Annotated in this window: 21 protein-coding genes; 13 read left to right on the forward strand and 8 right to left on the reverse strand. The window is 54.5% G+C overall.

What is annotated here, in order from left to right:
- Positions 1 to 19 precede the first annotated feature (19 nt).
- The 3 genes from ACP9M6_RS03770 to ACP9M6_RS03780 are packed head-to-tail and all read left to right on the forward strand — an operon-like array spanning position 20 to position 3,777.
- Positions 20 to 1,897: a hypothetical protein gene (locus ACP9M6_RS03770; RefSeq protein ID WP_427453596.1), complete on the forward strand. Its 1,878-nt coding sequence runs from the start codon at positions 20 to 22 to the stop codon at positions 1,895 to 1,897.
- 3 nt (positions 1,898 to 1,900) lie between these two features.
- Positions 1,901 to 3,004, forward strand: coding sequence for a P-loop NTPase (locus ACP9M6_RS03775; protein WP_427453598.1), 1,104 nt, complete (start codon positions 1,901 to 1,903; stop codon positions 3,002 to 3,004).
- Positions 3,001 to 3,777, forward strand: coding sequence for an SDR family oxidoreductase (locus tag ACP9M6_RS03780; RefSeq protein WP_427453600.1), 777 nt, complete (start codon positions 3,001 to 3,003; stop codon positions 3,775 to 3,777). Before ACP9M6_RS03775 ends, ACP9M6_RS03780 begins: the two co-directional genes overlap by 4 nt.
- A gap of 1,121 nt (positions 3,778 to 4,898) precedes the next feature.
- Here ACP9M6_RS03780 and ACP9M6_RS03785 read toward each other — a convergent pair.
- Together ACP9M6_RS03785 and cobT are read right to left on the reverse strand one after the other, a co-directional pair.
- Positions 4,899 to 6,242 carry a PDZ domain-containing protein gene (locus ACP9M6_RS03785; RefSeq protein ID WP_427453602.1) on the reverse strand — a complete coding sequence of 448 codons (1,344 nt, stop codon included), beginning with the start codon at positions 6,240 to 6,242 and terminating at the stop codon, positions 4,899 to 4,901.
- A complete protein-coding gene (gene cobT / locus ACP9M6_RS03790; RefSeq protein WP_427453604.1) occupies positions 6,223 to 8,040 on the reverse strand; it encodes a cobaltochelatase subunit CobT in 1,818 nt (605 codons plus the stop codon). Before cobT ends, ACP9M6_RS03785 begins: the two co-directional genes overlap by 20 nt.
- 184 nt (positions 8,041 to 8,224) lie before the next feature.
- Between cobT and ACP9M6_RS03795 the strand changes: the two genes are divergently transcribed.
- Positions 8,225 to 9,664, forward strand: coding sequence for a DUF3179 domain-containing protein (locus ACP9M6_RS03795; RefSeq protein WP_427453606.1), 1,440 nt, complete (start codon positions 8,225 to 8,227; stop codon positions 9,662 to 9,664).
- Positions 9,665 to 10,163: 499 nt separating this feature from the next.
- On the opposite strand, the gene cobS is transcribed toward ACP9M6_RS03795, so the two are convergent.
- The 3 genes from cobS to ACP9M6_RS03810 form a co-directional block, all read right to left on the reverse strand.
- Positions 10,164 to 11,150, reverse strand: a complete 987-nt coding sequence (cobS, locus tag ACP9M6_RS03800) for a cobaltochelatase subunit CobS (RefSeq protein WP_427453608.1) — start codon at positions 11,148 to 11,150, stop codon at positions 10,164 to 10,166.
- Between the two features lie 64 nt (positions 11,151 to 11,214).
- Positions 11,215 to 11,586, reverse strand: coding sequence for a GtrA family protein (locus ACP9M6_RS03805; protein ID WP_427453610.1), 372 nt, complete (start codon positions 11,584 to 11,586; stop codon positions 11,215 to 11,217).
- Positions 11,587 to 11,588: 2 nt separating this feature from the next.
- Complete coding sequence (locus ACP9M6_RS03810; RefSeq protein ID WP_427453612.1) at positions 11,589 to 12,203, reverse strand: DnaJ domain-containing protein; 615 nt, start codon at positions 12,201 to 12,203, stop codon at positions 11,589 to 11,591.
- A 47-nt stretch (positions 12,204 to 12,250) separates the two neighbouring features.
- Here ACP9M6_RS03810 and ACP9M6_RS03815 point away from each other — a divergent pair, with 47 nt between their 5' ends.
- The 9 genes from ACP9M6_RS03815 to ACP9M6_RS03855 all read left to right on the forward strand — a co-directional run bounded on the left by ACP9M6_RS03815 (position 12,251) and on the right by ACP9M6_RS03855 (position 21,245).
- Positions 12,251 to 12,541: a BolA family protein gene (locus ACP9M6_RS03815; protein WP_427453614.1), complete on the forward strand. Its 291-nt coding sequence runs from the start codon at positions 12,251 to 12,253 to the stop codon at positions 12,539 to 12,541.
- 91 nt (positions 12,542 to 12,632) lie between these two features.
- Entirely contained in the window at positions 12,633 to 14,597 is a 1,965-nt protein-coding gene (locus tag ACP9M6_RS03820) for a hypothetical protein (RefSeq protein WP_427453616.1), read from the forward strand.
- A complete protein-coding gene (locus tag ACP9M6_RS03825) occupies positions 14,597 to 15,397 on the forward strand; it encodes a hypothetical protein (protein ID WP_427453618.1) in 801 nt (266 codons plus the stop codon). Before ACP9M6_RS03820 ends, ACP9M6_RS03825 begins: the two co-directional genes overlap by 1 nt.
- Positions 15,398 to 15,400: 3 nt before the next feature.
- Complete coding sequence (locus ACP9M6_RS03830) at positions 15,401 to 16,354, forward strand: VWA domain-containing protein (protein ID WP_427453620.1); 954 nt, start codon at positions 15,401 to 15,403, stop codon at positions 16,352 to 16,354.
- Positions 16,351 to 17,334, forward strand: a complete 984-nt coding sequence (locus ACP9M6_RS03835; RefSeq protein ID WP_427453622.1) for a vWA domain-containing protein — start codon at positions 16,351 to 16,353, stop codon at positions 17,332 to 17,334. Before ACP9M6_RS03830 ends, ACP9M6_RS03835 begins: the two co-directional genes overlap by 4 nt.
- Before the next feature lie 20 nt (positions 17,335 to 17,354).
- Entirely contained in the window at positions 17,355 to 18,152 is a 798-nt protein-coding gene (locus ACP9M6_RS03840; RefSeq protein ID WP_427453624.1) for a MotA/TolQ/ExbB proton channel family protein, read from the forward strand.
- Positions 18,118 to 18,615, forward strand: coding sequence for a hypothetical protein (locus ACP9M6_RS03845; protein ID WP_427453626.1), 498 nt, complete (start codon positions 18,118 to 18,120; stop codon positions 18,613 to 18,615). The genes ACP9M6_RS03840 and ACP9M6_RS03845 overlap by 35 nt, the downstream gene beginning before the upstream one ends.
- Positions 18,608 to 20,152 carry a formylglycine-generating enzyme family protein gene (locus ACP9M6_RS03850; RefSeq protein WP_427453628.1) on the forward strand — a complete coding sequence of 515 codons (1,545 nt, stop codon included), beginning with the start codon at positions 18,608 to 18,610 and terminating at the stop codon, positions 20,150 to 20,152. Before ACP9M6_RS03845 ends, ACP9M6_RS03850 begins: the two co-directional genes overlap by 8 nt.
- A 46-nt stretch (positions 20,153 to 20,198) precedes the next feature.
- Positions 20,199 to 21,245, forward strand: coding sequence for a hypothetical protein (locus ACP9M6_RS03855; RefSeq protein WP_427453630.1), 1,047 nt, complete (start codon positions 20,199 to 20,201; stop codon positions 21,243 to 21,245).
- Here the strand turns inward: ACP9M6_RS03855 and ACP9M6_RS03860 are convergent.
- The 3 genes from ACP9M6_RS03860 to ACP9M6_RS03870 form a co-directional block, all read right to left on the reverse strand.
- The gene (locus ACP9M6_RS03860) at positions 21,242 to 21,853 is read right to left on the reverse strand and encodes a hypothetical protein (protein WP_427453632.1); all 612 of its coding nucleotides are present in this window, start codon (positions 21,851 to 21,853) and stop codon (positions 21,242 to 21,244) included. The genes ACP9M6_RS03855 and ACP9M6_RS03860 overlap by 4 nt on opposite strands.
- Before the next feature lie 163 nt (positions 21,854 to 22,016).
- Complete coding sequence (gene acnA / locus ACP9M6_RS03865) at positions 22,017 to 24,704, reverse strand: aconitate hydratase AcnA (protein ID WP_427453634.1); 2,688 nt, start codon at positions 24,702 to 24,704, stop codon at positions 22,017 to 22,019.
- A gap of 110 nt (positions 24,705 to 24,814) precedes the next feature.
- Positions 24,815 to 25,060, reverse strand: coding sequence for a hypothetical protein (locus tag ACP9M6_RS03870; RefSeq protein WP_427453636.1), 246 nt, complete (start codon positions 25,058 to 25,060; stop codon positions 24,815 to 24,817).
- Positions 25,061 to 25,079: the final 19 nt, after the last annotated feature.

Raw genomic sequence — 25,079 nt, forward strand, 5'->3', positions numbered from 1 at the left:
TGGCCTATGCGCTGTGATTATGAAACTGTTGTCCTCCTCTTTCATTGCGATGTCAGTCCTGCTGACCGCCGCTATGCCCGCTCTCGCGCAGTCTCTGACGCGGGCGGAGCAGACAGTCTGTGCCTCGCTGCGTCACTGTATGGATATCGTTACCCGACATGACGCGAGCGAGTTTGACTATGATGTGCTGACGCAGGAATTTCAGCGCTTTGGCGACAAAGGCCGACGCGCGCTGTTGAGTGGACTGACCCGCGACGAGGCGAGATCGGAAATGGCGCTTCTGCTGTCCCGAACGGGGCCATTGGCGGCGGAAGAGGCGCGGGTCATTGATACGCTCTGGGCGGGTCCGAAGGCGGCGCTCGTCACGCCGCTCCTGCGGGACATGACGCTCGCCAACCGGAACCGCTGGGTTACGGGCCTGACCCATCCGGATGAGGCGGTGCGGAACTTTAGCCGTCGCCTTTTCCGGATGGATGAGACAGTTATGCAGGCGCCTTTTTCTGGCGAGCAGATTTCGATTATTCTGAAAGATATGTCGAATTCTCCCAGTGCGTTTCACGTAGCGCTGCTGTCCAAAATCCCCGCTGCGGGCCATGAAGCGGCGTTTGAGAAACTGCTCCTGACCGGCTTCAATACGACGGTTGTGTCCGCAGCCTATGACGCGCTCTATCGGGAGAATCCGTCTAACGCGTTCGCGTCCCTGATGCGGGCCATGCGGTCTGTGGAGACGCCGCGGCAGATAAATAATTTGGCCGGATTGCTGGCCGCCCGCCATGAAAGCCGAACCGACGGATTTTACGGAAAATTCGCGGTGGAGCTTTCCGGTGACCCTGAAATTCCGCCGCCAGCTCGCGCGGTTGCTTTGGATGGGTGGTTCAAGATCATGGCCGCAAGAAATAAATCCCAGTCGACATCGCCGCCCCTGCCACAGATGACACCCGCAAGGCTGGAGGCCTTGACCCTTTTGCTGACGGAACGCGCTGCTGATGTGACGGCCTATGCCCGCGTTCTGGACGGCATAAATAACCCCGTCACCCAACCCGCGATTGACCGGATTTGGCGCTATGCAAAGCTGAATAATCTTGCAGATCGTGCCAGTCTTTTGAGAGCCGTTTTGGGAACGCCTCTGGAAGATTTTGCCATTCAGGATGCTCTGACATCCAGTGACATATCTTTGCTTCTGACGGGTATAAAGGCCGCGCAAACCCGCCCGAAATTTCTGCCAGTGCTTCAGCAATTGGAAAACCATCCGCTCGTCGATATTGCCGTCGCCGCCCGCTTCGCACGGGACGGAAAGTTCGAAGATGGGACTCAGGCCTTTATACAGAAAAGACGTGTAGCGCTCCAATCTGCCGAAAGATGCCAATTGAACACTTTCGACATCCAAGATCTCGTCGCGCAAATGCCGTTCTTTGACGAAGCACCCGTCAACACGACGGATGACTGGGTGAAGCGCGTGACGCGAAAGACACTCAACGCCGCCCACCCGACTAAATCCGGATGGTTGGCGTCTTATTATCAAGGCGCGCAGAATGGAGCGCTCGTCTATTTCGATAACCAAACGGGCGAAGGCCGCAGAGTTGGAAATTTCCGCTCGCCCTTTGCCATTCTGCCGGACCGCCCGCTGCGTTTGGGCGAACGCGCCGACACATTCTGGATTGTCGACACGGCAGGTCATATGGGGGCGCGGCAAGACCTCTATCAATTGAAAATAACGGGTGATAATTTTGATGTCCGACGCGTTGTCGAATTGCCGAATGATCCACGCGCCGTCTCTCTGGCGCAGAACGGCAATATTCTGGTGAGTTTCGAGACTAAAAACAGACAAGATGTACAACCACCTCTCCGCATTTCGGCAGAGGGAAAAATCTCTCTGGCCTGCGGAAACGGGAGTTAAGTCATGACCTATTCCGAAGACAAAGCGCTCAAAGCGCTGGGAGAAATCTCTGATCCGATTAAATCGGGCGACATTATCTCGGCAGGGCGGTTGGCGTCGCTTGAACTGGTAGACGGCACTTTGCAGGCAGTGTTGCAAATTTCGCCGCCGGATGCAGACGCCTTCTTCCCTATCCGCACGCAAGCGCAAGAGGCCCTCGAAACACTGGACGGTGTGAATAAAGCCCGCGTCATTCTCTCGGCCCATAAACAAGGGCCGCAGATCGGCGGCGCGCGCAAACGCGGAAATCCGCACCAGCCCAAACGTCCCGACGGTGTTCAGGGCGATGCGGATGTAAAACGGGTCATCGCGATTTCCTCGGCCAAGGGCGGCGTCGGCAAATCGACACTGGCGGCCAATCTTGCCGTGGCGCTGGCGAAGACCGGGATGAAAGTCGGGCTGCTGGATGCCGATATTCACGGGCCCAGCCTGCCCATGTTGATGGGGACTTCCGGCACACTCGCACGCGCCATTCCCGTGGGCGCGCGAAAAATCATCGTACCGGTCGAGGCGCACGGATTGAAAACCATGTCCATCGGATATTTGACGCCCAATGACGACCCCATCGTGTGGCGCGGGCCGATGGTGCAGGGCGCGATGTCGCGTATGCTCTGGGATGTGGATTGGGGCGAGTTGGACCTCCTCCTCATCGATATGCCGCCCGGTACGGGGGACGCGCAATTGGGCCTCGCACAAGACATCAAACCCGCGGGCGCGATCATTATTTCGACGCCGCAAGACCTTGCCCTGCTGGATGCGCGCAAAGGCGTGGCCATGTTCCGCAAGGTCGATATTCCGGTCCTCGGCCTGATTGAAAACATGGCTGTTTTTACTTGCCCGACCTGCGGCAGTGCGCATCATATTTTTGGTACAGGCGGTGCAAAGCGTGACGCGGAAGCGATGGACGTGCCCTATCTCGGCGCGGCCCCGCTCCACATGGATATCCGCGCCAGCGGTGATGCGGGCGAGCCCGTTGCGAAAAATGACGGCGAGATTGCAGATATCTTTGCAACGCTGGCCAAAACAGTCTTTGATAAAATTGAACAGAATGAGGGAGAGACGACATGAAGAACTTATTTTCAGTAGAGGGTAAAGTGGCCGTCGTGACAGGTGGGTCCAGCGGGATTGGCGCGATGATGGCACAGGGCCTCCTCGAAGGCGGTGCCAAAGTTTACATCACCGCGCGCAAGGTTGAGCGGCTGATGAAAAAAGCCGAAGAGCTGTCCGCTTACGGCGAGTGCGTTGCCATTCCGGGGGATATGTCCTCTGTCGAAGGGATTGAAGCTTTCGTGAAAGCGCTCTCTGAACAAGAAGATCACATCGATATCCTGATTAATAATGCGGGCGCAAACTGGGTCGCGCCGATTGATATTTTCCCTGAAAATGGCTGGGATAAAGTCATGGATATCAATGTGAAATCCATGTTCTTCATGACACAGAAATGCCTGCCGCTCCTGTCCAAAGGGACAGATACTGATCCGTCCCGTGTCATCCTGATTTCCTCCATTCACGGTCTCTCCAACCCGGGATTGCCGAGCTATTCTTACTCCGCCAGCAAGGCGGCCTGCGCGCATCTCACCCGACATCTCGCGACGGATCTGGCGGGTCGAAACATCAATGTGAACGGAATTGCGCCCGGCTTCTTTCCATCCGATATGACGAAAAGCCTGACCGAGGATGAGGCCGTGAATAAAATGGTTGTGTCCAAGATACCTCGCGCCCGTATGGGGCAGCCGGAAGATATCGCCGGAACGGCGCTCTATCTCTGCTCCCGCGCAGGCGCGTGGACTTGCGGGCATACGATCGTGCTCGACGGCGGCATGACCGCACGTTCGGATTGAGGGTATAACTTCATGTTGTCACCCCGCACTTGATGCGTGACGAAGATATTTGATTGATAATCAAATATCGAGGAACCGAAGGGCAAAGCCCTTCGGCGCGACACTGCAATCGACTCACAGAATTGATTGCGGGCGTTCCGCGCCTCGGAACTGTTGAGTTCCTGTATCTCTTAGTTATGTCCGTTTGTTTCGTTTTTAATCTCAAAAAAAACGGGATGTCCGCGTGGGTATTCAGGGTTCTGGTCGCAAACCAGGGTTAAAGCTAAGTTTTCGAACCCCAACGGGCCCACGCGGCGATGCCTTTTCGCACTAACGGCCGAACCATTCAGTCGGGGAACGATCAGCTCTCGATAGGCCACCCAAGCTCGAGGACGTTAACCCTTCCGCTCCAATGACAAGCACCGCTTCTTTCCGAACAAGCCAACGATCGCTTGGTCGCCCGTTGAAAGAAGACAGCTTTAAAATTGCACAACTCTCAGGGGGTGTGGACGCAGTTTTTGAAATAAATCCCAATCCCCGTTTATAGCGGGTCTGAGAGACGAGGAAAGTTGAGAATTTTATAACTCAATCCACACCTTCAAAAACGTCATAACCGAGGATTATCTTTTTAAGCGTCATTATTTCCTCTCCTCGTTGTTTTGAAAAAACAACATAGGGAGAGGATCATGCCGCCTTTTGTTTGCTTGCAAACAATTGGCGGCTGTGGGGTGAGGGGGCGCGAAACGCCCGTAATTGACCCTGAGCGTCAATTACAGTGTAGCGCCGAAAGGCTTTGCCTTTCGGTTCCTTGTCATTTGATTGATAATCAAATGCCTACGTGACCCCGCATCAAGTGCGAGATGACAATATAAGGCTTTCTCCACCCGCCGACTTATCCAAAAAAAGACCCGGCGCTCGAAAGCCACCGGGTCGATAGGGTCTCCACATCAAGGGGAAAGTCGATGTATGCTCTCTCATATCCAGTTTCCGTCGTCCGTCCCCGGAAATCATATGCACAGGTGCAGGTTCCACGCCTTTGCCACGCGGCAGGGCGCAGATCTTCAGGATTCGGACAGATTCTGTGCGTGGGGGTTTGGTTGTCGCGTCGGGACTTTAAAAGCGCCGTCTTAAAATGAGGGTTTTTAAGCGTTTAGGGCGTCCCACAAAACATTATCTTCACCCAACCACCCCTCTGCAATTACGACACCGCGATGATCAATAATTAAATTAGTTGGAGCGGAGGTAATATCTAAAGCTTGTGCAAGTTTGTCTTCGACATCATGCAGAAGACTCACTTTTATGCCTCCTTTCTGCAGTGCAGGCTCCATAATTGGAAGCGGGAGGTCTCGGGATCGACTGGAGTCCCAAGCTGTTACAATATGGACTTCTTGGAAGGCTTCTAGGCGCAACAAAGGAATGAGAGCTCTGTTGAAACCTTCGACATACGGACCGTTCGTTCGGTAGGCGGACATGAGGACCAAAAGTATAAATTGACCTTGGGAGAGTGCTGCAACCTGCTCACTTAGCGATACGCGTCCAGACTCTTGCTTGAAACGTCCTGCTGGATCAACGCGTGGAAGATCATAACTTGGCTGCATATCCAGAAAGGATGAAGGGGGTGGTGTGACATCTGTATTCGTCAGTGCGGATAAACGACGATATAATTCTTTCACATCCGGCGCCATCTCTATCCCGCGCTCAATATACGTGATGGCCATGTTGGGATTAAAGCGGGCTTCTGCTAATAAAGCGCGTGTATCTTCCATCGCCGCGAATGCGTTCATCATGCCGCTATCACCTGTTTGCTCAAAATGTGCATCGACTTGCGCTTGAACGTAAGACGCGCGTTCCATTTGACCGGCTTCTGCCGCGCAAAGAGCCAACCATCCAAAGAAACCTGGCCAAATATTTTCTGGTGGTGGGAGAGGTGATTTGGGAGAAATTGTTTGTGGGAGCGGTCCGTCAAATGGATTTCCATTCAAATCGCGTAATCGTATCAGATAGGCCTCAAAGGGAATCCACAAATCGGCGAGGGCTTGACGGTCTCCGGCCTCCCAGAAGGTTGCGACCTCTGATGGGTCAGGGTCACCATTTCGGAGGATGGCGATGAAACTTTGCAAGCTGTTTTTTAAACGAAGGCCGTAGGGAAATTGGGCGCCTTTAACTTTGAAAATTTCGTGGGTGGATGGTCTAAAAAAACTAAACTTATGAGCGCGTCCGAGTAGTCGCGGTGTGAAAGTTTTGTCCAAATCGTCTTCGTCAAAGATACCGCCATTTATTTCATAGAGAATATCATCAACCTGAATCCCCAAATGGCTGGCGGGACTGCGAGGATGTACAGAGCTGACAATCATTCCCGTAAAAGCCAGCGTGTCGACGCTTAGGTTTTTTATTTTACTTGTGGAGACTGTGTATTCTGCTGCAACCCAATCTGCCACACTGCCATATGATTTTGTTCTAGCCATTTTACCGTCTCGGCCGTTCATCAAACAATTCCGCCAGCTTCTCCGTCATCGCCCCACCGAGCTGCTCCACATCCAAAATCGTGATCGCTTTTTTATACCAGCGGGTCACGTCATGGCCGATGCCGATGGCGACGAGTTCGACTTCGCTTCGGTTCTCGATTTTATCGATCATCATGCGGAGGTGGTTTTCCAACAGGCCGGATTTATTCTGGCTCTGCGTCGCGTCATCCACGGGGGCGCCGTCGGAAATGACCATCAGGATGCGTCTCTGTTCGGGGCGAGACATCAGGCGGCGGTAAGCCCAGTCGAGCGCTTCGCCGTCAATATTTTCCTTCAACAGACCTTCACGCATCATCAGGCCAAGATTTCGTTTCGCGCGACGCCACGGCATGTCTGCGGCCTTATAGACGATATGGCGGAGGTCGTTCAGGCGGCCCGGGCGGGGCGGTTTACCCGCCGCCATCCAATCCTGAAAACTCTTGCCGCCCTTCCAGGCGCGGGTCGTGAAGCCGAGAATTTCGGCTTTGACGCCGCAGCGTTCCAATGTCCGCGCCATAATATCGGCGGTGACGGCAGCGACCATGATGGGGCGTCCGCGCATAGAGCCGGAATTATCTATCAGGATCGTCACGACCGTATCGCGGAAATCGGTTTCCTTTTCTTCCTTGAAGGTCAGGGCGCTCATTGGATCAATAATCACACGGGTCAGGCGCGCGGTGTCGAGCATGCCTTCTTCCAGATCAAAGGTCCAAGAGCGTTGTTGCTGCGCGAGGAGGCGGCGTTGCAGACGATTGGCGAGGCGGGAAATCGCCCCGCTTAGGCCCTGCATATGGCCGTCCAGATAGCCGCGCAGACGTTCCAACTCTTCGACTTCACAGAGCTCTTCCGCCTTGATGACCTCATCATGGTTCGTCGTGTAGACGGTGTAGGGGTCGGGCAGATTGGTCGGTTGCGGGCGTTGCGGATTGGCGTCGGGGGACTGTTCGGCATCGTCCTGCTCGCCGTCAATATTTTCGGCATCGACCATATCCTGTGGATCAGAGTCCTGGTCTTCCATCGCATCAGCATCGGAGACTTCGGTTTGACCGGGCTCGTCTTCTTGTTCGGAATCCGGCGTTTCGTTATTATCCTGCTCTTGTTCGTTCTCCTTGGACTCGTCGTCCTGCTCGTCCTCTTCCTCTGAATTGGCCCGTTCATCCCCGAGGTCGAAATCCGCGATGAGGTCCTGCACGAATTGACCAAACGCATGTTGGTCGTCCAGCACACTCGCAAGGTCATCCATGCGCCCTGCCGCCTTCATCTCGATCTCGTCCCGCCAGGCGGCCATGATGCCGTTGGTCGTCGCGGGCAATTCGCGGCCCGTCAATTTTTCACGCGCATAGAGGCCGACCGCCTCGGCAAAGGAGGTGTCGTCCATCGCGATATCGGCCTTGTCAAAGCCGCGCTTCTTCGCCCGCGCCGACAGTGCCGCCATCAGGTTATCACCGAGACCGGAGAGATGCTTCCCGCCCAGCGCTTCAACCCGCGCCTGTTCCATCGCTTCGAACACCTGCCGCGCGGGACCCGATTGCGGTTGATTGCCCGCATGGACATCTTTGTCATGCAGGGCGAGGCGGAGGGCCAGACCATCGGCTTCGCCGCGTGCCTTCGCAATTAATTCGGGTTTTGGTTTGGGTGGCAGCGAGGGCAGCATGACCTGATCCCGCACAATCCCCGCCACATCCCCGCCAAAAGACACGTCCAGCTCAGGCTCACCGGAGATGGCCTTGGTCGAGGCGGAGAGGGCGCGTTTGAAATTATCGAGGGGTGTGGCGGTCAATGGGGATAGCTATGATGTTGTGAGTGAACTGCTGGGACAGCATAAACAGGTTTATACGAGATATAAACCGCGCAGATGCGCACGGAAGAGTGAGTAGATTAATAACACAGCCCTGACGGTGACGTGACTGTCATGTCTGGCTTCGTGAGTTCCCTAACGCAGTGCTTTGTGCAGATAATGGGCTATGAAAAACTCTATCCTCCTGACCACGGCTCTCGCAGCCGGCGCTCTGCTTTCCATAGTCTTTGTGAATGCGAATGCGCAAACCAATACTGCCATATCTGCGGCGACGGCCAGTGCGGCAGCCCCTGTCAATCCCGTGTCGAATGCCGCATCTTTTGACGCTCTGGACCGCGCATTATTACTCGCACTTTTAGACCGTTCCGCCGCGTTTGGAGACCCTGAAATCCGGAATCAGATATCTGCCCGCTTTGATGCGACGTGGGTTGCACCGACCTTGGAAGTCTTCAACTTCGTTTATGACCCTACAATCCGGAAACACCTCCTGAATGAATTGCGCCATGAAACCGGACAGGATTTCGGCACGAATATGAATGATTGGTTCCGCTGGATGTGGAATGAACCCGCGCTCAATCCGCCGGGATATGATGCGTTCAAAGCTGAGTTTTATGAACGCATTGATCCGCGTTTCGGTAAATATTTCAGAGATCGCGGCGAAACATCTACAATCCGCTTGGATGAAGTCCGGTGGGGCGGCGTAAGACAGGACGGCATCCCGCCTCTGCGCAATCCTAAAATGTTAAAAGCTTTAGATGCAGATTATCTGGATGATGAAGATGTCGTCTTCGGGATAGAGGTCAATGGCGATTTTCGTGCCTACCCCAAACGTATATTGGCGTGGCATGAGATGTTTACGGACACGGTTGGCGGCGTCGATGTTGCGGGCGTTTATTGCACACTTTGCGGGACAGTCATTCTCTATGATACGACGCTGAACGGAACAGATTATGATCTGGGTACGTCCGGCTTTTTACTGCGCTCGAACAAATTAATGTATGATCAAGCGACTCAGAGTCTGTGGAATACAATTAAGGGTGAACCAGTGGTCGGCCCGTTGACGGGAAAAGATATCGCACTGAACCATCGCAGTGTTGTCACCACGACCTGGGGGAAATGGAAATCGCTCCATCCACAAACGCAGGTTCTATCGCTGAAAACGGGGCATCGTCGCAACTATGACGAAGGGGTCGCCTATCATGATTATTTCGCGACGGATGCCCTTATGTTTAATACGCCGTTTCAGGATTCGCGTCTTGCCAATAAACAGGAAGTACTTGCCCTGCGATTCAAGGGACAACCCGGCAGCATTGCAATCGATACGGATTATTTAAATAATAACCCCGTCTATGCCGGAACACTCGGCACGCAGCGTTTCGTCATATTGACGGATGAGACCGGGGCGAACCGCGTCTATGACCCGGGCACGGTCGAGATTGTGACGTCTGACGGACGGGTCGCCGCGGATAAAAATGGCGGCACATGGAAAATTTCGGAAGCCCGCCTCACCGCAGAGGATGGCCGCGAATTAAAAAGACTCCCCTATCACCGCGCCTTCTGGTTCGGCTGGCAGGCGGCCTATCCGAATACAACATTGGTAAAGTAGGGTCGCCGACAGGTTTGGGTGGTCAGCCCTCATAATCACTCGCGGATTTATACTTACGATCCTGTGAGACTTTTCCAAACATCCAGTTAAAACATTCATGACGAGCCTTGCCGCAGCCAGACCGAGGGCAGCGCCCCCGATGAGAGCCAGAAAACTAACCCGGTAAGTTTCCGTCGAAGGACTATAGGTCGCAGCTGCAAATCCGAGATTTGGAATGGCGAATATGATCAGTCCAATCAGAATTGAGATGAGCAGAAAAATGAAATAGGCCACGTTGCGTTGCGGGACGATATAATTATCTGTTTGGCAGCGAAGGCACAGAACGGTCTTGCTCCGCAGTTTTAGAAGGTAGCTGAAAAACTCCGGCCCCTCAAAACGTTCACCGCAACTCAGACATTGATGTTTCGCCATGATAGTCCCCCAACTATTGTTTAATATACTTCATCGCCAGCAATGAAGGCGCTCCGTTGTAATTGATACTTCGTATCAATTACGCCCACTACGCGACCATCACGGTAACCGCGCTCTCCTCCAACTCGCTGCCAAAGGCTCGCTGGTAGAACTCCGAGATAATCGGGCGTTCTAGCTCGTCGCATTTATTCAGGAATGTGAGTCTGAAGGCCTGCGCGATATTGCCGTCGAATATGCGGGCGTTTTCGGCCCAGTTCATGACCGTTCGCGGGGACATGACCGTGGAGATATCGCCGGCGATGAAGCTGTTCCGTGTCATGTCTGCGACACGCACCATAGAGGCGAGGATGTCCCGGCCTTCGGGTGTGTCGTAGGCGGGGGATTTTGCGAGGACGATTTTCTCTTCTTCGTCATGGGCGAGATAGTTGAGCTGACAGACGATTGACCAGCGGTCCATCTGCCCCTGGTTGATCTGCTGCGTGCCGTGATAGAGGCCGGACGTATCGCCGAGGCCGACTGTGTTCGTCGTCGCAAAAATGCGGAACGCGGAATGCGGTGTGATGACTTTATTCTGGTCGAGCAGGGTCAGGCGGCCTTGCGCTTCGAGGACGCGCTGGATCACGAACATGACGTCAGGACGACCTGCATCATATTCGTCGAATGTGAGTGCGACGGGATGTTGCAGTGCCCAGGGCAGCAGGCCTTCACGAAACTCCGTGATCTGTTTCCCGTTTTTCAGGACAATCGCGTCCTTGCCGATCAGGTCGATCCGGCTAACGTGAGAGTCCAGATTGATCCGCACCATCGGCCAGTTCAGCCGCGCGGCGACCTGTTCGATATGTGTGGATTTCCCCGTCCCGTGATAGCCCTGCACCATGACGCGGCGGTCAAATGCAAAGCCCGCGCAGATCGCTTGCGTGGTCCTGGAGTCGAAACGGTAAGCCTCGTCAATCTCCGGCACATATTCACTGCGTTTGGAAAAGGCCGGAATCTCCATGTCGAAATCCACGCCGAAAGTTTCACGGGCGGAAACGGTCGTGTCCGGCGCGAACAGGGGAAATTTATCGTCGGTCATTTTACAGTCTTTCCGGAAATACTATTCGAGGCATGTCTACCCCTTGGCTACGGTGAATCCAAGCTCACCGATTGAAGATATATCGCTTCTGAACGGCAAATGACAGAAAGGGCCAGATGGCAAAATAAGTGGCCGCGATAATCCACGGGTAGAGATGTGTGAGCCGTAATCCCGCCTCGACCCATATAATGTTCAACAACACCCCAAAAGCTTGCAGTAAGAGAAATAAAAAGAGGGAGCGCCCTGCGGAGGTTTTGGACGCAAAGACCCATTTATAGTTTAGGGCGAAAGAAAGGGCTGTCGCCGCGATGTACAGCACCACATTTGTGGGACGGACTGGCAAATGCAGTATTTCTGTCCCAAACCAGACGCCACCCACATAAAGGGCGACTGTGCCCAAACCTGCCGTGAGGTAGCGCCCGAGTTGACGGCTCATGTTTACCCTAAATTTGTGGTTTTCAGAACTTTCATGGCGGCGACGACGCGTTGGAAGCTGTCTTCCGTATTCCGTTTGCCTTGGTTCGCATCGGGATGGAGTTGTTTGACAAGTTGCGTGTAGCGTTTGCGAACCTCGGATTTTGTAGCCGTATCGTCTAGGCCAAGATCGTTGAGCGCTTTCATCTGTAGCGAGGAGAGACGACGCGCTGGCGCGGCGATTTGTTCCTCTTTCCCGTCGCCAAAGATATTATATCCTTCCGATGTCGAGGATGTACTGCCCGCGCGGCGCTTCTTTTGCGCTTGTGCGCGCTCGGCTGTGTTCTTGCGGACATCCCAGGTCGGACGGTGACCGTGTCGCGCACCGATTTGCCATTCCTGAATTTCCTCATCCGTCTTGCCGGAGAAGAAGTTCCAGTTCTTATTATATTCCCGTGCATGTTGCTGGCAGAAATTGAAATAATCGCGCAAACGGTCCGGAGACTTGGGAGCTTTACAGCCGCCCATGCTGACACAACCCGCCCATTCGCAGGGCAATTCGTCAGGTTTCTTTTTTTTCTTTGACCGGGAGGCTCGAATATCGATGCCTTTGGGTTTGTATTCAAAGTTGGAGGGCATAAGTAAGGTCTTCGTCACGGATGATTTAGGAACAGGGACCGCGCAAGATGGGCATATTGGTAGACTCAATCAAGGAAAAACTGGAGCAGATGTTCACTCCGTCGCAGTTGGAGGTGCAGGATCAGTCGCATTTACATGCCGGACATGGCGGCGCGGCGGAACATGCAGCCAGTTTTCCCGACATGGAGCGAGCCGCGGAGACACATGTTCACGTCATCATCACGAGCGCAGCTTTTGCCGGGATGAACACATTGGCAAAGCATCGTGCAGTCATGGACGCGGTCGCGGAAGAGGTTGCAAAGCTCCACGCGTTTTCGTTGGAAGCGAAAGCTCCGTGATTAAAGGGCGTTAACGTCAAGCGCCTGTGACTTGCGCGAGCCCCGATTTTCCTTCAGCAAAGGTTAATCTGTCATTTTGTAGGGCTGTCGCATGATGAAACGCATTCTTTTAGCCTCCTCCTTACTGAGCTTAGGGCTTCTCGCGACAGGTTGTGCCTCGACGGCGCAAGGCGTCAAAGCGTCTGTCGTCACACAATCCGCCCCCGTCGAGACACTCCGCGGGGAAGTCCCAGAGGGCAGCGTTCTGACCGTCATCCGCTATCCGGCGATTGTCACAGAGGATGCCCGCGATGATTACCACCGCGCCTATGCCCGCCGCGCGATTGGTGGGGCGACGGGACGGGGCGTCACCAACACGATTGAAACGGTCGCAATTGCGGATAGCGCCGTCGTGAAATCCAATTATTTCGCGTTGTCTCTTTATAAGGAGTTAGCTGCCCGTTTACCGGAACATTCTGTGCTACTCTCGCCTCATGCTATTACGCTGGGTCCCGGTGGGGAGCTTACGTCGGAGCCTATGACGGAGGCCGAGGAATTACCCGCTGTTACTTCTATCGACTTTTCGACCTATAGTTTCCCGGACAGCAAGAAGATGATGGGGAATGTTCCGCTGACGTTTGGAGACCTGGTCACACCCTTGGTGACCGTTCGCACCGACCACCGGGCCGCCGCACCGACACACGGATTACTAATGGCCTCCGCGCCGCTCGTGTCGCGGGCTGCGGCGGAAGGGCAGGAAACGGCGCTGGAAACGATTAATGCTTTACAGGCGGGAAATCTCGATCCGGTCATCCCCGAACTAGATTTCATTTCCTATCTCACAAATGACACGCCCATGCGGGTCGAGACGCAGGGATTGGATGTGCGGTCAGAGACTAACTCTGTTATGTCGCTGCCAGTCGAAAAAATTAAATTGCAGAGCTCGGACATGTATCTTTTGGACGGCGCGTCGGACGGAACCGTTGATCCATTGGACGATGTTTATACCGACGCCATGGCTCGCCGTATTATTGCGCTCATCAACGGTTTGGACTCAGACAAGGCTGTTATGATGGGCAAGGCGGCCAATGTCGCGGAGTTTGACCCCAGCCTCGCGGCGCTGACTTTCGTCGGCAGTGACGAGGCTGATTATGCAGCCCGCGCTGCTTATGCGGACCGTCTGTTGGAGGCCCAACGTAAGTTTCTCTCTGTTCAATCCTTGCGTATTTTCGATGGCATCCATAACGGCGAATTGGGCGCGCAAGTCCGTGATATGATTTCTGCTGAATATGATGTTCTGGAAAAGCGTCGTAAAATTGCGCGGCAACAGAATGCCGCGACCATGATGGCTATTGCCGGTGTCTTGGGTGGAGCTGCGATTGCGAGCGGTGGCGAAAACTGTCGCAATAAAACCACCCAGCGCGAATATGATGCCTGTGTGCGCCGCAACCGCGCGCGCAGTGCAGCGTCCTCCGCTGCGATACAGGGCGGTATTTTTGCGGGAACGGAAGCTTACTCTAAAGCACAATTGTCGCAGCAGGTCGGGAATAATTATCTAAATTCTATCGTTCCCGTCTTGGAACAACAAACGACCGTGACGATTGACCTGCTCGATTCAAACGAGACCATCACAGCCATCCGTTATGAGGATTTGCAGGCCAAATTGCAGTCGCTCTATACGTCGAAACAACGCTCGCTGGAAACGGTGGCGACGCAATGTGCCTATCTCGGAACGGACCGGGTCAAACGTGGAACATGGCTAGGCGTCTGTGAAAACGGATTGGCCAATGGGACCGGTGCAGGTGTGTTGGAAGATGCAGATACGGTGATGGAATATTACGGCTATGCCCGTAACGGTTTGGCGAATGGGCCGGGCCTGATGATCCGCCATTCCTCCATTGGGTCAATTTCTTACGAGGGCAGCTTTACCGACGGGCAACCTGACGGGACAGTGCGGGTCTCCCAATCCGGTCGTGCGGATAAGGTCCGCAGTTTTGAAAGCGGCGTGGACCGCGGCCCATCCGATCAGCCAATTGCCTCGGCCTTTGACGGCGCGACAGGCGGCGCGATCAACTGATGTTTCGCGCAACCCTTATAAGTTTGGGCGCATTGAGCCTGCCTGTTTTGGCAGCGGCGCAAGACATTGCCCCCGTCGCCCTTCCAGCGGTTAATCAGGATATGTGCATCACGCAAATGGCGGAATTTCCAACGGATGATGCCGTGGCCCGCTACCAGTTTTTCAAACTTGTCCAAGACACAGCCTTCGGCGCGGATGAGGGCACGCAGATTTTGCTGAACCATTACGGTCAACCCGCTGTCGAATCCGGCACGCCCGTTTTGGCGGTTATCGAAGATATCGCCAATCCCGTCCTGCGTCAGGCCGCACCTGAAATCATCGTGGCCAGCATGGATTATATGATCGATTTTGCGCAAGCTTGCGATATTTATATCACAGGACAGATGGACAGCCTGCTCGCCTTTGATGCGACGCTGACCAATCCCGATTTCAATGCGGCGATTGCGGAAGATGCGCTCTTCCTGCGCCAGATCCTCAGCGAGAGTTTGACAGATCTTGGCGCGGATGAAGACCCGCAATGGGCGGGTCTCGTCGCGGGCTATTCCTCCTCCCTGATTGCGCAACGCGATGCCGTCGAGTTCCAGTCTTTCGAAACGGAAATTGCGGAGCTTGAAACGCTGTTCATGGACGATCTCGACGGGCGGCTGAAGCGGTCCAATGATGTGATCAATAGCGAGATGGATCGCGGTGTGCTGCGCGATTCCGTGCGGCTTTCCAATGATATGAGTGAGGCCGCGCTGGAAAAGGCCAAACAGGAACGTCTCTACCGCCTTATTCGAATCTTTGGCGGTGGCGGATAAGTCGTGCGGTCCAAGCGGCGCTCCATTGCTGTTTTCTCTATATCGGCGCTCGACCTCTTCGCGGCGGCTTTAGGGGCGTTTATTCTGATCGTGCTCGTACTCTTTCCCTATTACAAATTGGGCGGCACGGATGTGTCGATGGAGGAGCTGGAAGAGCAGGTCCGCAAACGCCGCTTCGCCGCCGAAAGCGAGCAAACTGACCTTTCCGCCATTCGCGCCATTCAGTCTGAAATCCGTCTGCTGAATAAACAATATCTGACGACTGAGACTCAGATGAGCGAAACGGAGGCCAAATTACAAGAGGTCCTCAAGCAAATGGCAGAGGTCGAAATTCCCGACCCGCAGCCGCAGCCCGAACCCGTTCCGGACCCCGAACCCATCGTGGAACCTGACCCGCCGGAACCGCCGCGTTCAATTAACCGCGGTGTGCCGTTCTCAATTCTGGGCCTCTCGACGGATAAGCGCGATGTCGTCATCCTCGTCGATATGTCCGGGTCCATGCAGGCCCATCGTCAAAATGTCGTGCAGGCGTTGAATGAAATCCTGTCGCAGATGAAGCCGGATAATCGCTTCGCCATTATCGGCTATCGCGGTGGGCCGACCTTTGACAGTTTTCCGAATAATGAAAGACTGGTCCGCGCCGACGCGGTAACGCTGGACCGCGCGCGGCGCTTTGTCGATAATATGCCGTCTAATTTTGGCGGGGGGACGCCGACGCAAAATGCGTTGATCCGAACACTGAACCTGAAACCAGAAGCGGTCATTCTGATTAGTGACGGGCAACCCGATGACGGACAGCCCGGACGGATTGTCCAGAATGTCACATCGCGAAATCGCGGACGGGTGGAAATCCACACCGTCGCAATTGGCGATTACACCTCGGATAAAGCGCTGACGATATTCCTGCAGGAACTCGCCAATCGCAATCGCGGTGAATTTGTGGGACGGTCCCGATGAAAAGAAGATCCGAACGCACGATCGAAGTTTTCTCCATGTCGGCGATCGACCTTTTCGCCGCCGCGATGGGGGCCTTTGCGCTGCTCGCGATTATTCTGCTACCCTATTATCAGAATGAGCTGCGCGAAAAGACGCCGGATAATGCAATTTCAGAACTCCTCCGCGCAGCGCAGGACAGCTCTGTCGAGACGGAAGAGAAGCGCAAGGCGCTGGAGATTAAGCGCTCGGCCAAACGGCAAAATGTGTCCGATATAAAATCCGACGCGCAGCAGCTTCTAGAACGGCTCCGCGCCGCGCAATCGGACCTCTTGGAAAAGCAAGCTGCCGCCACGCCGCCGCCCGCCACACCCGTCCCCGAACCCGTCGCCGAGGATCCCGGCCCAACACCTGAACCCGCGACGGTCAGCTTTCGCTTTCTCGGCATGAAAACAACAGCAGATGACGTTGTCGTCGCGATAGATATGAGCCGTTGTATGGGCGGGCATGAGGCGAGCGTGAATAAAGCCGTCGAACGGATTATTCTCTCCCTGCAGGATAATCACGCCGTCAAAGTCGTGGGTTTCCAACAAACGGATCGCGGTCCGCAAGTCCGGCAATGGCCGGCGACTGGCCGTCTGCGCCAGATAAATACGGGCGGCACGAAAACGGGCGCCATTGATTTTGCACGCGGCCTGACGCGCCAATTTGGCGGCTCGGCCTCCATGCTCGACGCATTTGACGACATGCTGGCGGGGCCGGGGCAGGCGATCTTCCTCGTCAGTGACGGTCTGCCCAATCCAAATGCGAATAACGGTCTCTCGCCCAATCGTCTCGCGGATGAAATTGCGCGCAGAAATAATGGGCGTAAAGAAATCCATTCCGTCGTGGTTGGAAATTATTTCGACTATCGCGGGACGGTCGAATTTATGGAACGGCTCGCGGACAGAAATAATGGTCAATTCATGGCCCTGGCCTCGACCAGTGCCGGTGTGTGTGATTAGGTTGGATCTGAGGAAAGATTATGAAAAATCCGAATGCTTTAATGAAAAGACTTTTCGTCTTCCTCGTCGCCATCGTCGGTGCGATTGTCACCATCGGCATTATCCGCGTCGCGGCATCTCCGGCGTTGCAGGAAATTCTGCTCGATGCGGATGCCAGCTTCTGGCCCTTCACTGTGCAGAACATTATGTGGGTCGCGCTTTTTATCGGATTTGGCGAATTATTCTTGCGCTGGTCCGCGGCGAGTGACGAGGAGAACCAACTCAAGCGCGGCTATCTCCCGACCGACGGGCGGCAACTCGACCCCGATGTGTTGGGACGCATCAAGGCAGGCATTACCGAACGTCGCTTCGGCCTCAACGCGTTCCTCCCGCGCATGATTTCCCGCACCATCGACCAATACCGGATGAGCGGGAATGAGGATCAGGCGATCTCCGTCCTGAACTCCTCGCTCGAGCTTTACATGCATGAAATCGACTTGCGCTATTCAATGCTGCGTTACCTGACATGGCTCATCCCGTCCCTCGGTTTTATCGGCACAGTTATGGGGATCATGTTCGCCCTGCAATATGCGGGCGTCCCTGCCAATGCGGAAGCGGATGATTTCCTCTATCAAGTCACCTCGCGATTGGGTGTGGCCTTCACCACGACCTTGTTGGCGCTCATCATGTCGGCCGTCCTCGTGCTCATCCAAAGCCTCGTCCAGAATAAGGAAGAACGCGCATTGAACGAGGCGGGGCAATATTGTTTGGACAATTTGATTTTGCGGTTAGGCGATGGGCCGGATGCTAAAGGTAAAGGCTTATCTGGTGGAGGATAAGGTTGAAGATATTGAATTAATTGGAAGTAGAAAATTTTGGGGATTCTACTTAATCTTCTTAATCTCAATAGCGGTTTATATGTTTTTCAAATTCTCTTTGAATGAAATTTTAGAACATCCGAAAGGCCTTGCGTTCATCGTTGGGTTTGTTCCAGCAATTGCGTATATTCTTTATATGTTTTTGCGACCACCAAAACTTTATCTTCATCAAAAAGGTTTTGAGATTAAATCTGCGTTTCCAAGTTTCGAAGAAAAATGGTCCGAAGTTTCCAGCTTTCAGATTGTAGAAAAAGGCGTCTTCAAGATTGAAAAAATTTCTTACAAGCACGTTTCAAATATGAGTTCTGACGAAAACAATATCGATAATTTCATCCCATTCAGTTTTTCTTATTCGATTGAAGAGCTTGTGAATTTGCTGAACGGGTATCGCCATCAGGCATTAACGAGTAATCTAAATGACTAATCATAACGACAATTGGCAGCCCCCACATGAGCGCAACGAATTTGCGGTCCGTGAAGAATCTGCGCCTTGGCTGAAATATGCCGTCGGTATTATCGCGCTACTTCTCGTCGCGGGGGGCGGGATTTGGCTGGCATCAAAAGTTGTCATTGCGGAGGATGTTCCCGTAATTGAGCGGGTTGAGAAACCGATTGAGGAAAAACCCCAAGCCCCGAAATCCGCCGATGACGAGGCGTGGGTGCAGGCGCTGGAAACGGATACGTTGGAGGGCTACCGCGCCTATCTGACCGCTTTCCCGAATGGGCGGCACAAGGAAGACGCCATCCGTCTCATCAATGAATTTGACGGCAAAGCTTGGGCTGTGGCTGAAGAACGCGATACGATTGAAGGTTATGAGGATTATTTGGAGGCGTGGCCCGACGGCCTCCACGCCAATGAAGCGCGTGAACGGATTGCGCAGATAAAGGCGGAGGAAGAGGCCCGCCGCAAAAATGCGGAAGAAGCCGCGCGACAAGAAGCAGCGGCTTGGAAAGCGGCGGCCGAGGCGAATACGGTCCCGTCTTACGAAGGCTATCTCTCCAAATTTCCCGCTGGGAAAAACGCGGCAGAGGCACAGTCCCGCATTGACCGGTTGAAAGCCACAGCGGCGGATGAAGCAGCATGGGCCGTGGCAAAAGCCTCAAATGCGTCGGATGCCTACCAACAATATCTGACGAGTTTCCCGCAGGGTGCACATGTGCCCGAGGCCATTGCGGCGCTGGAAAATCTGCGTCCCGCGGCAGGGAAAACCTTTAAAGATTGCGACGCTTGCCCGACCATGGTCAGCCTGCCCGCCGGCACGGCGGAACTCGGCGCAGGGGCGGGCGACACGGACGGCAAACCGAATGAGAAACCTTCGCGTCCCGTGACCTTTACCAATATGTTCGCGATTGGCGTTACCGAGGTGACCTTCAATCAATATCAGGCCTGCGTCAGTGCGGGCGGGTGTAAATCCATGCCGTCTGATAATGGTTGGGGCGGCGGAAATCGTCCCGTCATCAATGTCAGTTGGTCTGACGCCGTTGCCTATGCGCAATGGCTGTCCAACACGACCGGCAAGTCCTACAGCCTGCCCTCCGGAGCCCAGTGGGAATATGCGGCGCGTGCCGGCGACACCAAGATCTATCCGGGCGGTTCCCCCGCAGCGCTCTGTGCGTTTGCCAATGGTGCGTCGAAAGAATCCGGTCTGCCCTGGGCGAATGAGGCCTGTACCGATATGGCCGCGGACCGCACCTTGCCCGTGGGGTCGCTGTCCAAAAATAAATTCGGGACGCAGGATATGATCGGCAATGTGTCAGAATGGGTGCTGGATTGTAACACGCTGAACTTGAAAGACGCGCCTGTAGATGGTTCTGCTGATGCGCGCGGGTCCTGTTCCCAACGGATTGTGCGCGGTGGATCGTGGTTCTCAGGCGCGGAAGGTCTGCGCTATGCGGCGCGCGCGGTTCAGCGTCGCGGGGACACGAATGACTTCACGGGATTTAGGGTGGTTAGAAACTAACGACCTATTCATCCCGTGCTCAGGCAAAATATGTTATGGCTCTGCCATGATCATACGTGGATTGACAGTTTCGCTCCTCTTCGCCGTTCTGGCCGCACCTGCCTATGCGCAGGACTCAGACCCGAATCCGGTTCAGGACAATCCTGACACGCGACAAACCGATCAGTCCGAGGAAGATTGGCGGAAGTCCCGCAAGAAGCGCGATAGTGGTGATATTTTCAAAGATATCGTCACCAATCCCAATAGTCAGGGCGTCGGTTCCTTTCCGGGGGGCGAGGTCAAGGCCATTGACCTGCTCAACCCTGAATCCCGTCGTCACCTGAACCGTCAGCGCGCAAAAGCTCTTGCCGGAGCCGAACCCGGTGAGCCTATTGATGCGGCCTATGAACCCTCGGAAGAGGCGAAAACGGACGAATATATCGCCAAGCAGGAAGCGCGGGCCTGGAAAGAAATGGTCGAGGAGGCCAATAGCGGCCTTGGCGGAATGGGTGACGGAACCGGAGATGGTAAGTCCGGAGAAGGTGAAGGCACCGCGAGTCAGGAGCCTGCTGAGGCAGGACAGGGCGGCGGCGAAGGGCAAACTAAAGGACAAGCGGGACAATCCGGTGGCGGGTCTTCCGGTCAATCACCTATGTCGCAAAACTCGCCCCTGCGCGGTGGGTCTGCGGCATCGGCGTCGGATATTCTGAACCAGATCAAAGGCCGCGGCGCGCCCTCGGGCCAAAACCCTAGCGGCCAGACAGCGGGACAATCGGCAGGGCAGGCAGAAGGACAGGCGCAAGGTTCGCAACCCAGCGGTCAATCCGACGCGCAACAGGGTCAAGATTCCGGTCAGGCGCAAACTGATGGGACCGCTGATGCGGATGCGCAATCTGCCTCTGATGCCTCGGCACAAGCCCAAGCTGACGCGGCTGCTGCCGCACAGGCACAAGCTGTCGCAGACGCACAGTCCAATGCTGAAACAGCGGCACAAGCCGCCGCCCATGCCGAAACAATCAGTCCGTTGGAACGGTTAAAGCGCGACCCCGTGGACCGCGCGGGAACGGGCGGTCGGACGAGTGCGTCCGACTACCTCAAGAAAAAACAGGATTAGTCCTGCGCGACCGTCATGGCGTAAACGCGTGCGGTTGCACCTGTTGATTTTGTGACGGGTTCCAGCAGGAAGCGTATGGACTCCCCTGCAGGTAAACGCTCGGCGGCCTCTGTTTCGCCAGTCGCTGGACCGAAGCGATAGGTCAGTGTTTGGCGACCTGCGGCAGCATCAAAGCTCCGTCCGATAGCCGTGTAACCTGTACGGCTGACGGGGGCGCCATTGGCGTCCAGCGCCCAAGCGACCATGCGGAAGCCGAGATCGCCAATCACATTTTCCGTTTCCAGATCAACGGTCACAACGTAATCTTTTGCAGTAGATGTCGGGAAGGTTTTGGAAAGTCCGAGGGACGGACCCTTTGGGTTGAGGCGCAGGGTCACCGCGTCATCCGTAATTATAATATCATCGGATTTTGCCGCGCGGACACCGCGTCGACCCGTGATAAATTGGCCGGGTTTCAGAGCGGCTTTTATCTCAGGTTTAGGCGTTTCTGGTGTCGTCGTTTCAATCTGTGTTGGCGGGGTCGGAGCTTTTTCGGGCGCAGCAGCCTTGTCTCCGCAAGCCGTTAATGCGCAAGCGATCAGAGTTGTCGTCAGAAGTCGATAGATCATGAATTTGGCCCGTATAGTCTTTAGTGAATTTGCGTTCTTATAAATAAGTCGTGTGATGATAAAACCCCTCATTCACGGCTGGGTTCCACAGCATTTTTTCGCAGGTAAATAAAAAGCCCGCTCTGGAAGGAACGGGCTTTCAAATCTTAGACTTGAACAGAATTTAGGCGGCCTTGGCTTCCGCTGCGAGGTTCCGCAACACGTAGTGCAGGATACCCTCGTTCTTATAATATTCATGCTCATTATCTGTATCGATCCGGACATTGGTGGTGACTGTTTTAGTCTTTCCGTCTGGATAAGTGATGACGACGTCGAGTGTGCCGCGTGGTTCCAGGCCTTCAATGCCGGAAATAGAAACCGTCTCATCACCTGTCAGGCCGAGTTGTTCCCAGCTCTCACCCTCTTGGAATTCCAGGGGTAGGACGCCCATTCCGATCAGGTTGGACCGGTGAATCCGCTCAAAGCTGGAGGCGATGACGGCTTTCACACCGAGGAGGATTGTGCCTTTGGCCGCCCAGTCGCGGGAGGATCCGTTACCGTAAAGCGAGCCGGAGAAGATCACGAGGTCTTTATTCGCGTCCTTATATTTTTGGGCCGCATCAAAGATGGACATGATTTCGCCCGTCGGGACATATTTTGTCACGCCGCCCGTTGTGCCCGGTGCCATCAGGTTCTTGATACGGATATTGGCAAATGTGCCGCGCATCATGACTTCATGGTTACCACGACGGGAGCCGAATGAGTTGAACTCATATTTCGGGACATCATTGTCTTTCAGGTAATCACCCGCCGGACCGTCATGTTTAATTGCACCGGCCGGAGAGATGTGATCGGTTGTGATAGAGTCGCCAAGAAGCGCGAGAATATTTGCATCTTTAACGTCTTCAACCGCATCCGGAGTCGCGCTCATGCCGTCAAAATAGGGTGGGTTGCGGACGTAAGTGGATTTCGGTTTCCAATCATAGGTCTTGCCGCCCGACACTTTAATATCGCGCCATTGCTTGTCGCCCTTGAAGACGTCGGCATAGCGGTCCGTGAACATTTGACGGGTGATGATCTTCCGTACAACCTCTGCGATTTCCGCTGAGGTTGGCCAGAGGTCCTTGAGATAAACTTCATTGCCCTCCTGATCGACACCCAGTGGATCCGCATCGAAATCGTGATGCATCGAACCCGCCAGCGCATAAGCGACGACGAGGGGCGGTGAGGCGAGGAAGTTGGCTTTGAGGTCCGGACCAATCCGGCCTTCAAAGTTTCGGTTACCGGACAGCACAGAACATGAGACGAGGTCGCCGTCTGCAATGGCTTTGGACAATTCCGGCGCAAGCGGGCCGGAGTTCCCGATACAGGTCGTACAGCCATAGCCGACAACGTCGAAACCGAGCGCGTCGAGATCGTCCTGTAGTCCGGATTTTTCGAGATATTCGCCGACAACCTGCGAGCCCGGTGCGGTCGATGTTTTGACCCAAGGCTTAACCTTCAAACCTTTCTCGCGGGCTTTTTTGGCCACGAGGCCGGCCGCCATCATGACTGAGGGGTTGGATGTGTTGGTACAGGACGTAATCGCCGCAATCATAACGTCGCCATGGTCGATGGAATAGCCTGCGCCTTCGACCTCAATGGCAGTGTCACCGTCCGGCGTTTTGCCAAATTCATCGCGGAGGATTTCCGCGAATTTCACATTCGCGCCTTTTAGGTCGAAACGGTCCTGCGGACGCTTGGGTCCGGCAATAGACGGTGTGACCGTTGCCATGTCGAGGCTGATTGTGCTTGTGAAGGTCGGTGTGCTTTCATCGCGCCAGAAGCCCTGCTGTTTCGCATAGGCCTCGACGAGGGCGATGCGTGTTTCGTCACGACCTGTCGCTTGCAGATAGCGGAGCGTGTCATCATCAACGGGGAAGAACCCGCAGGTCGCGCCATATTCCGGTGCCATATTGGCGAGTGTTGCCTGATCTTCGAGGGACAGGTGATCCAGACCCGATCCGTAAAACTCAACGAATTTTCCGACGACGCCTTTTTGGCGCAGCATTTCAACAACGCGCAAGACAAGGTCGGTGGCGGTCGAGCCTTCCGGTAATTTGCCCGTCAGCTCGAACCCGACAACTTCGGGGATGAGCATGGAAATCGGCTGGCCGAGCATGGCGGCTTCGGCTTCAATTCCGCCAACGCCCCAACCCAGAACGGAAATGCCGTTAATCATGGTTGTGTGGGAGTCGGTTCCGACAAGTGTGTCAGGGAAGGCATAAGTTTTACCATCGGCTGTTTTCGTCCAAACCGTCTGTGCGAGGTTTTCCAAATTCACCTGATGACAAATGCCTGTTCCGGGAGGGACGACGGAGAAATTATCGAAGGCGGTCTGACCCCATTTCAGGAAATCATAACGCTCCATATTCCGCTCATATTCGCGCTGGACGTTTTTCTTCTCGGCTTCGGGTGTGCCGAAATAATCGACCATGACCGAATGGTCGATGACGAGGTGAACGGGGTTGAGCGGGTTAATCGCCTCGGCAGATCCGCCGAGCTTCACAATCGCGTCGCGCATGGAGGCCAGATCGACAACCGCCGGAACGCCTGTGAAATCCTGCATCAAAACACGCGCCGGACGATAGGCGATTTCGTGTGTGGAGGTCTTTGGTCCAAGCCAATCCGCAATCGCCTGAATGTCTTCTTTTTTGACCGTATTGCCGTCTTCGTGACGCAGCAGGTTTTCAAGAAGGACTTTGAGGGAACGCGGCAGATTCGAGATGCCCGTCAGTCCGTTCTTTTCGGCCTCTTTCAGGTCGTAATAAGTGTAAGTTCCGCCGCGGACTTCCATCTCGCGTTCGCAGTTAAAGCTGTCCAATGAGGCCATGTGGGGCGCATCCTTTATAAAGGTTGTGTCTGTTGCGCGGCTTATGACAAAACCCCGTCACATTATCAATGTTTGATACAGGCCTATGTTCTAACAGCTATGAATAGCAGTCAGGCGGCTTTACTCGCGGCCAGCATTCGCCAGGCATAATCACAGAGCCGTTTTCCGGCCATACGGCGGGTGAGATATATATTCAGCTCTATTTCATTTTCCGTGAACGGTTCAAACCTTCCAACATTTTGGGCGGCTCTTAAAATGTAGAAGTGAAGCTGTTCATTTGATTCTGCGGTGTCCCAATCAGAATCGTGTTCTATGGCTTCGCGGATTGCGCTAACCGCCGAAACATCTGACCCCATGATAATTTAATCCCACATT

Source organism: Litorimonas sp. WD9-15, from assembly GCF_050271975.1.
Taxonomy (GTDB): domain Bacteria; phylum Pseudomonadota; class Alphaproteobacteria; order Caulobacterales; family Maricaulaceae; genus Litorimonas.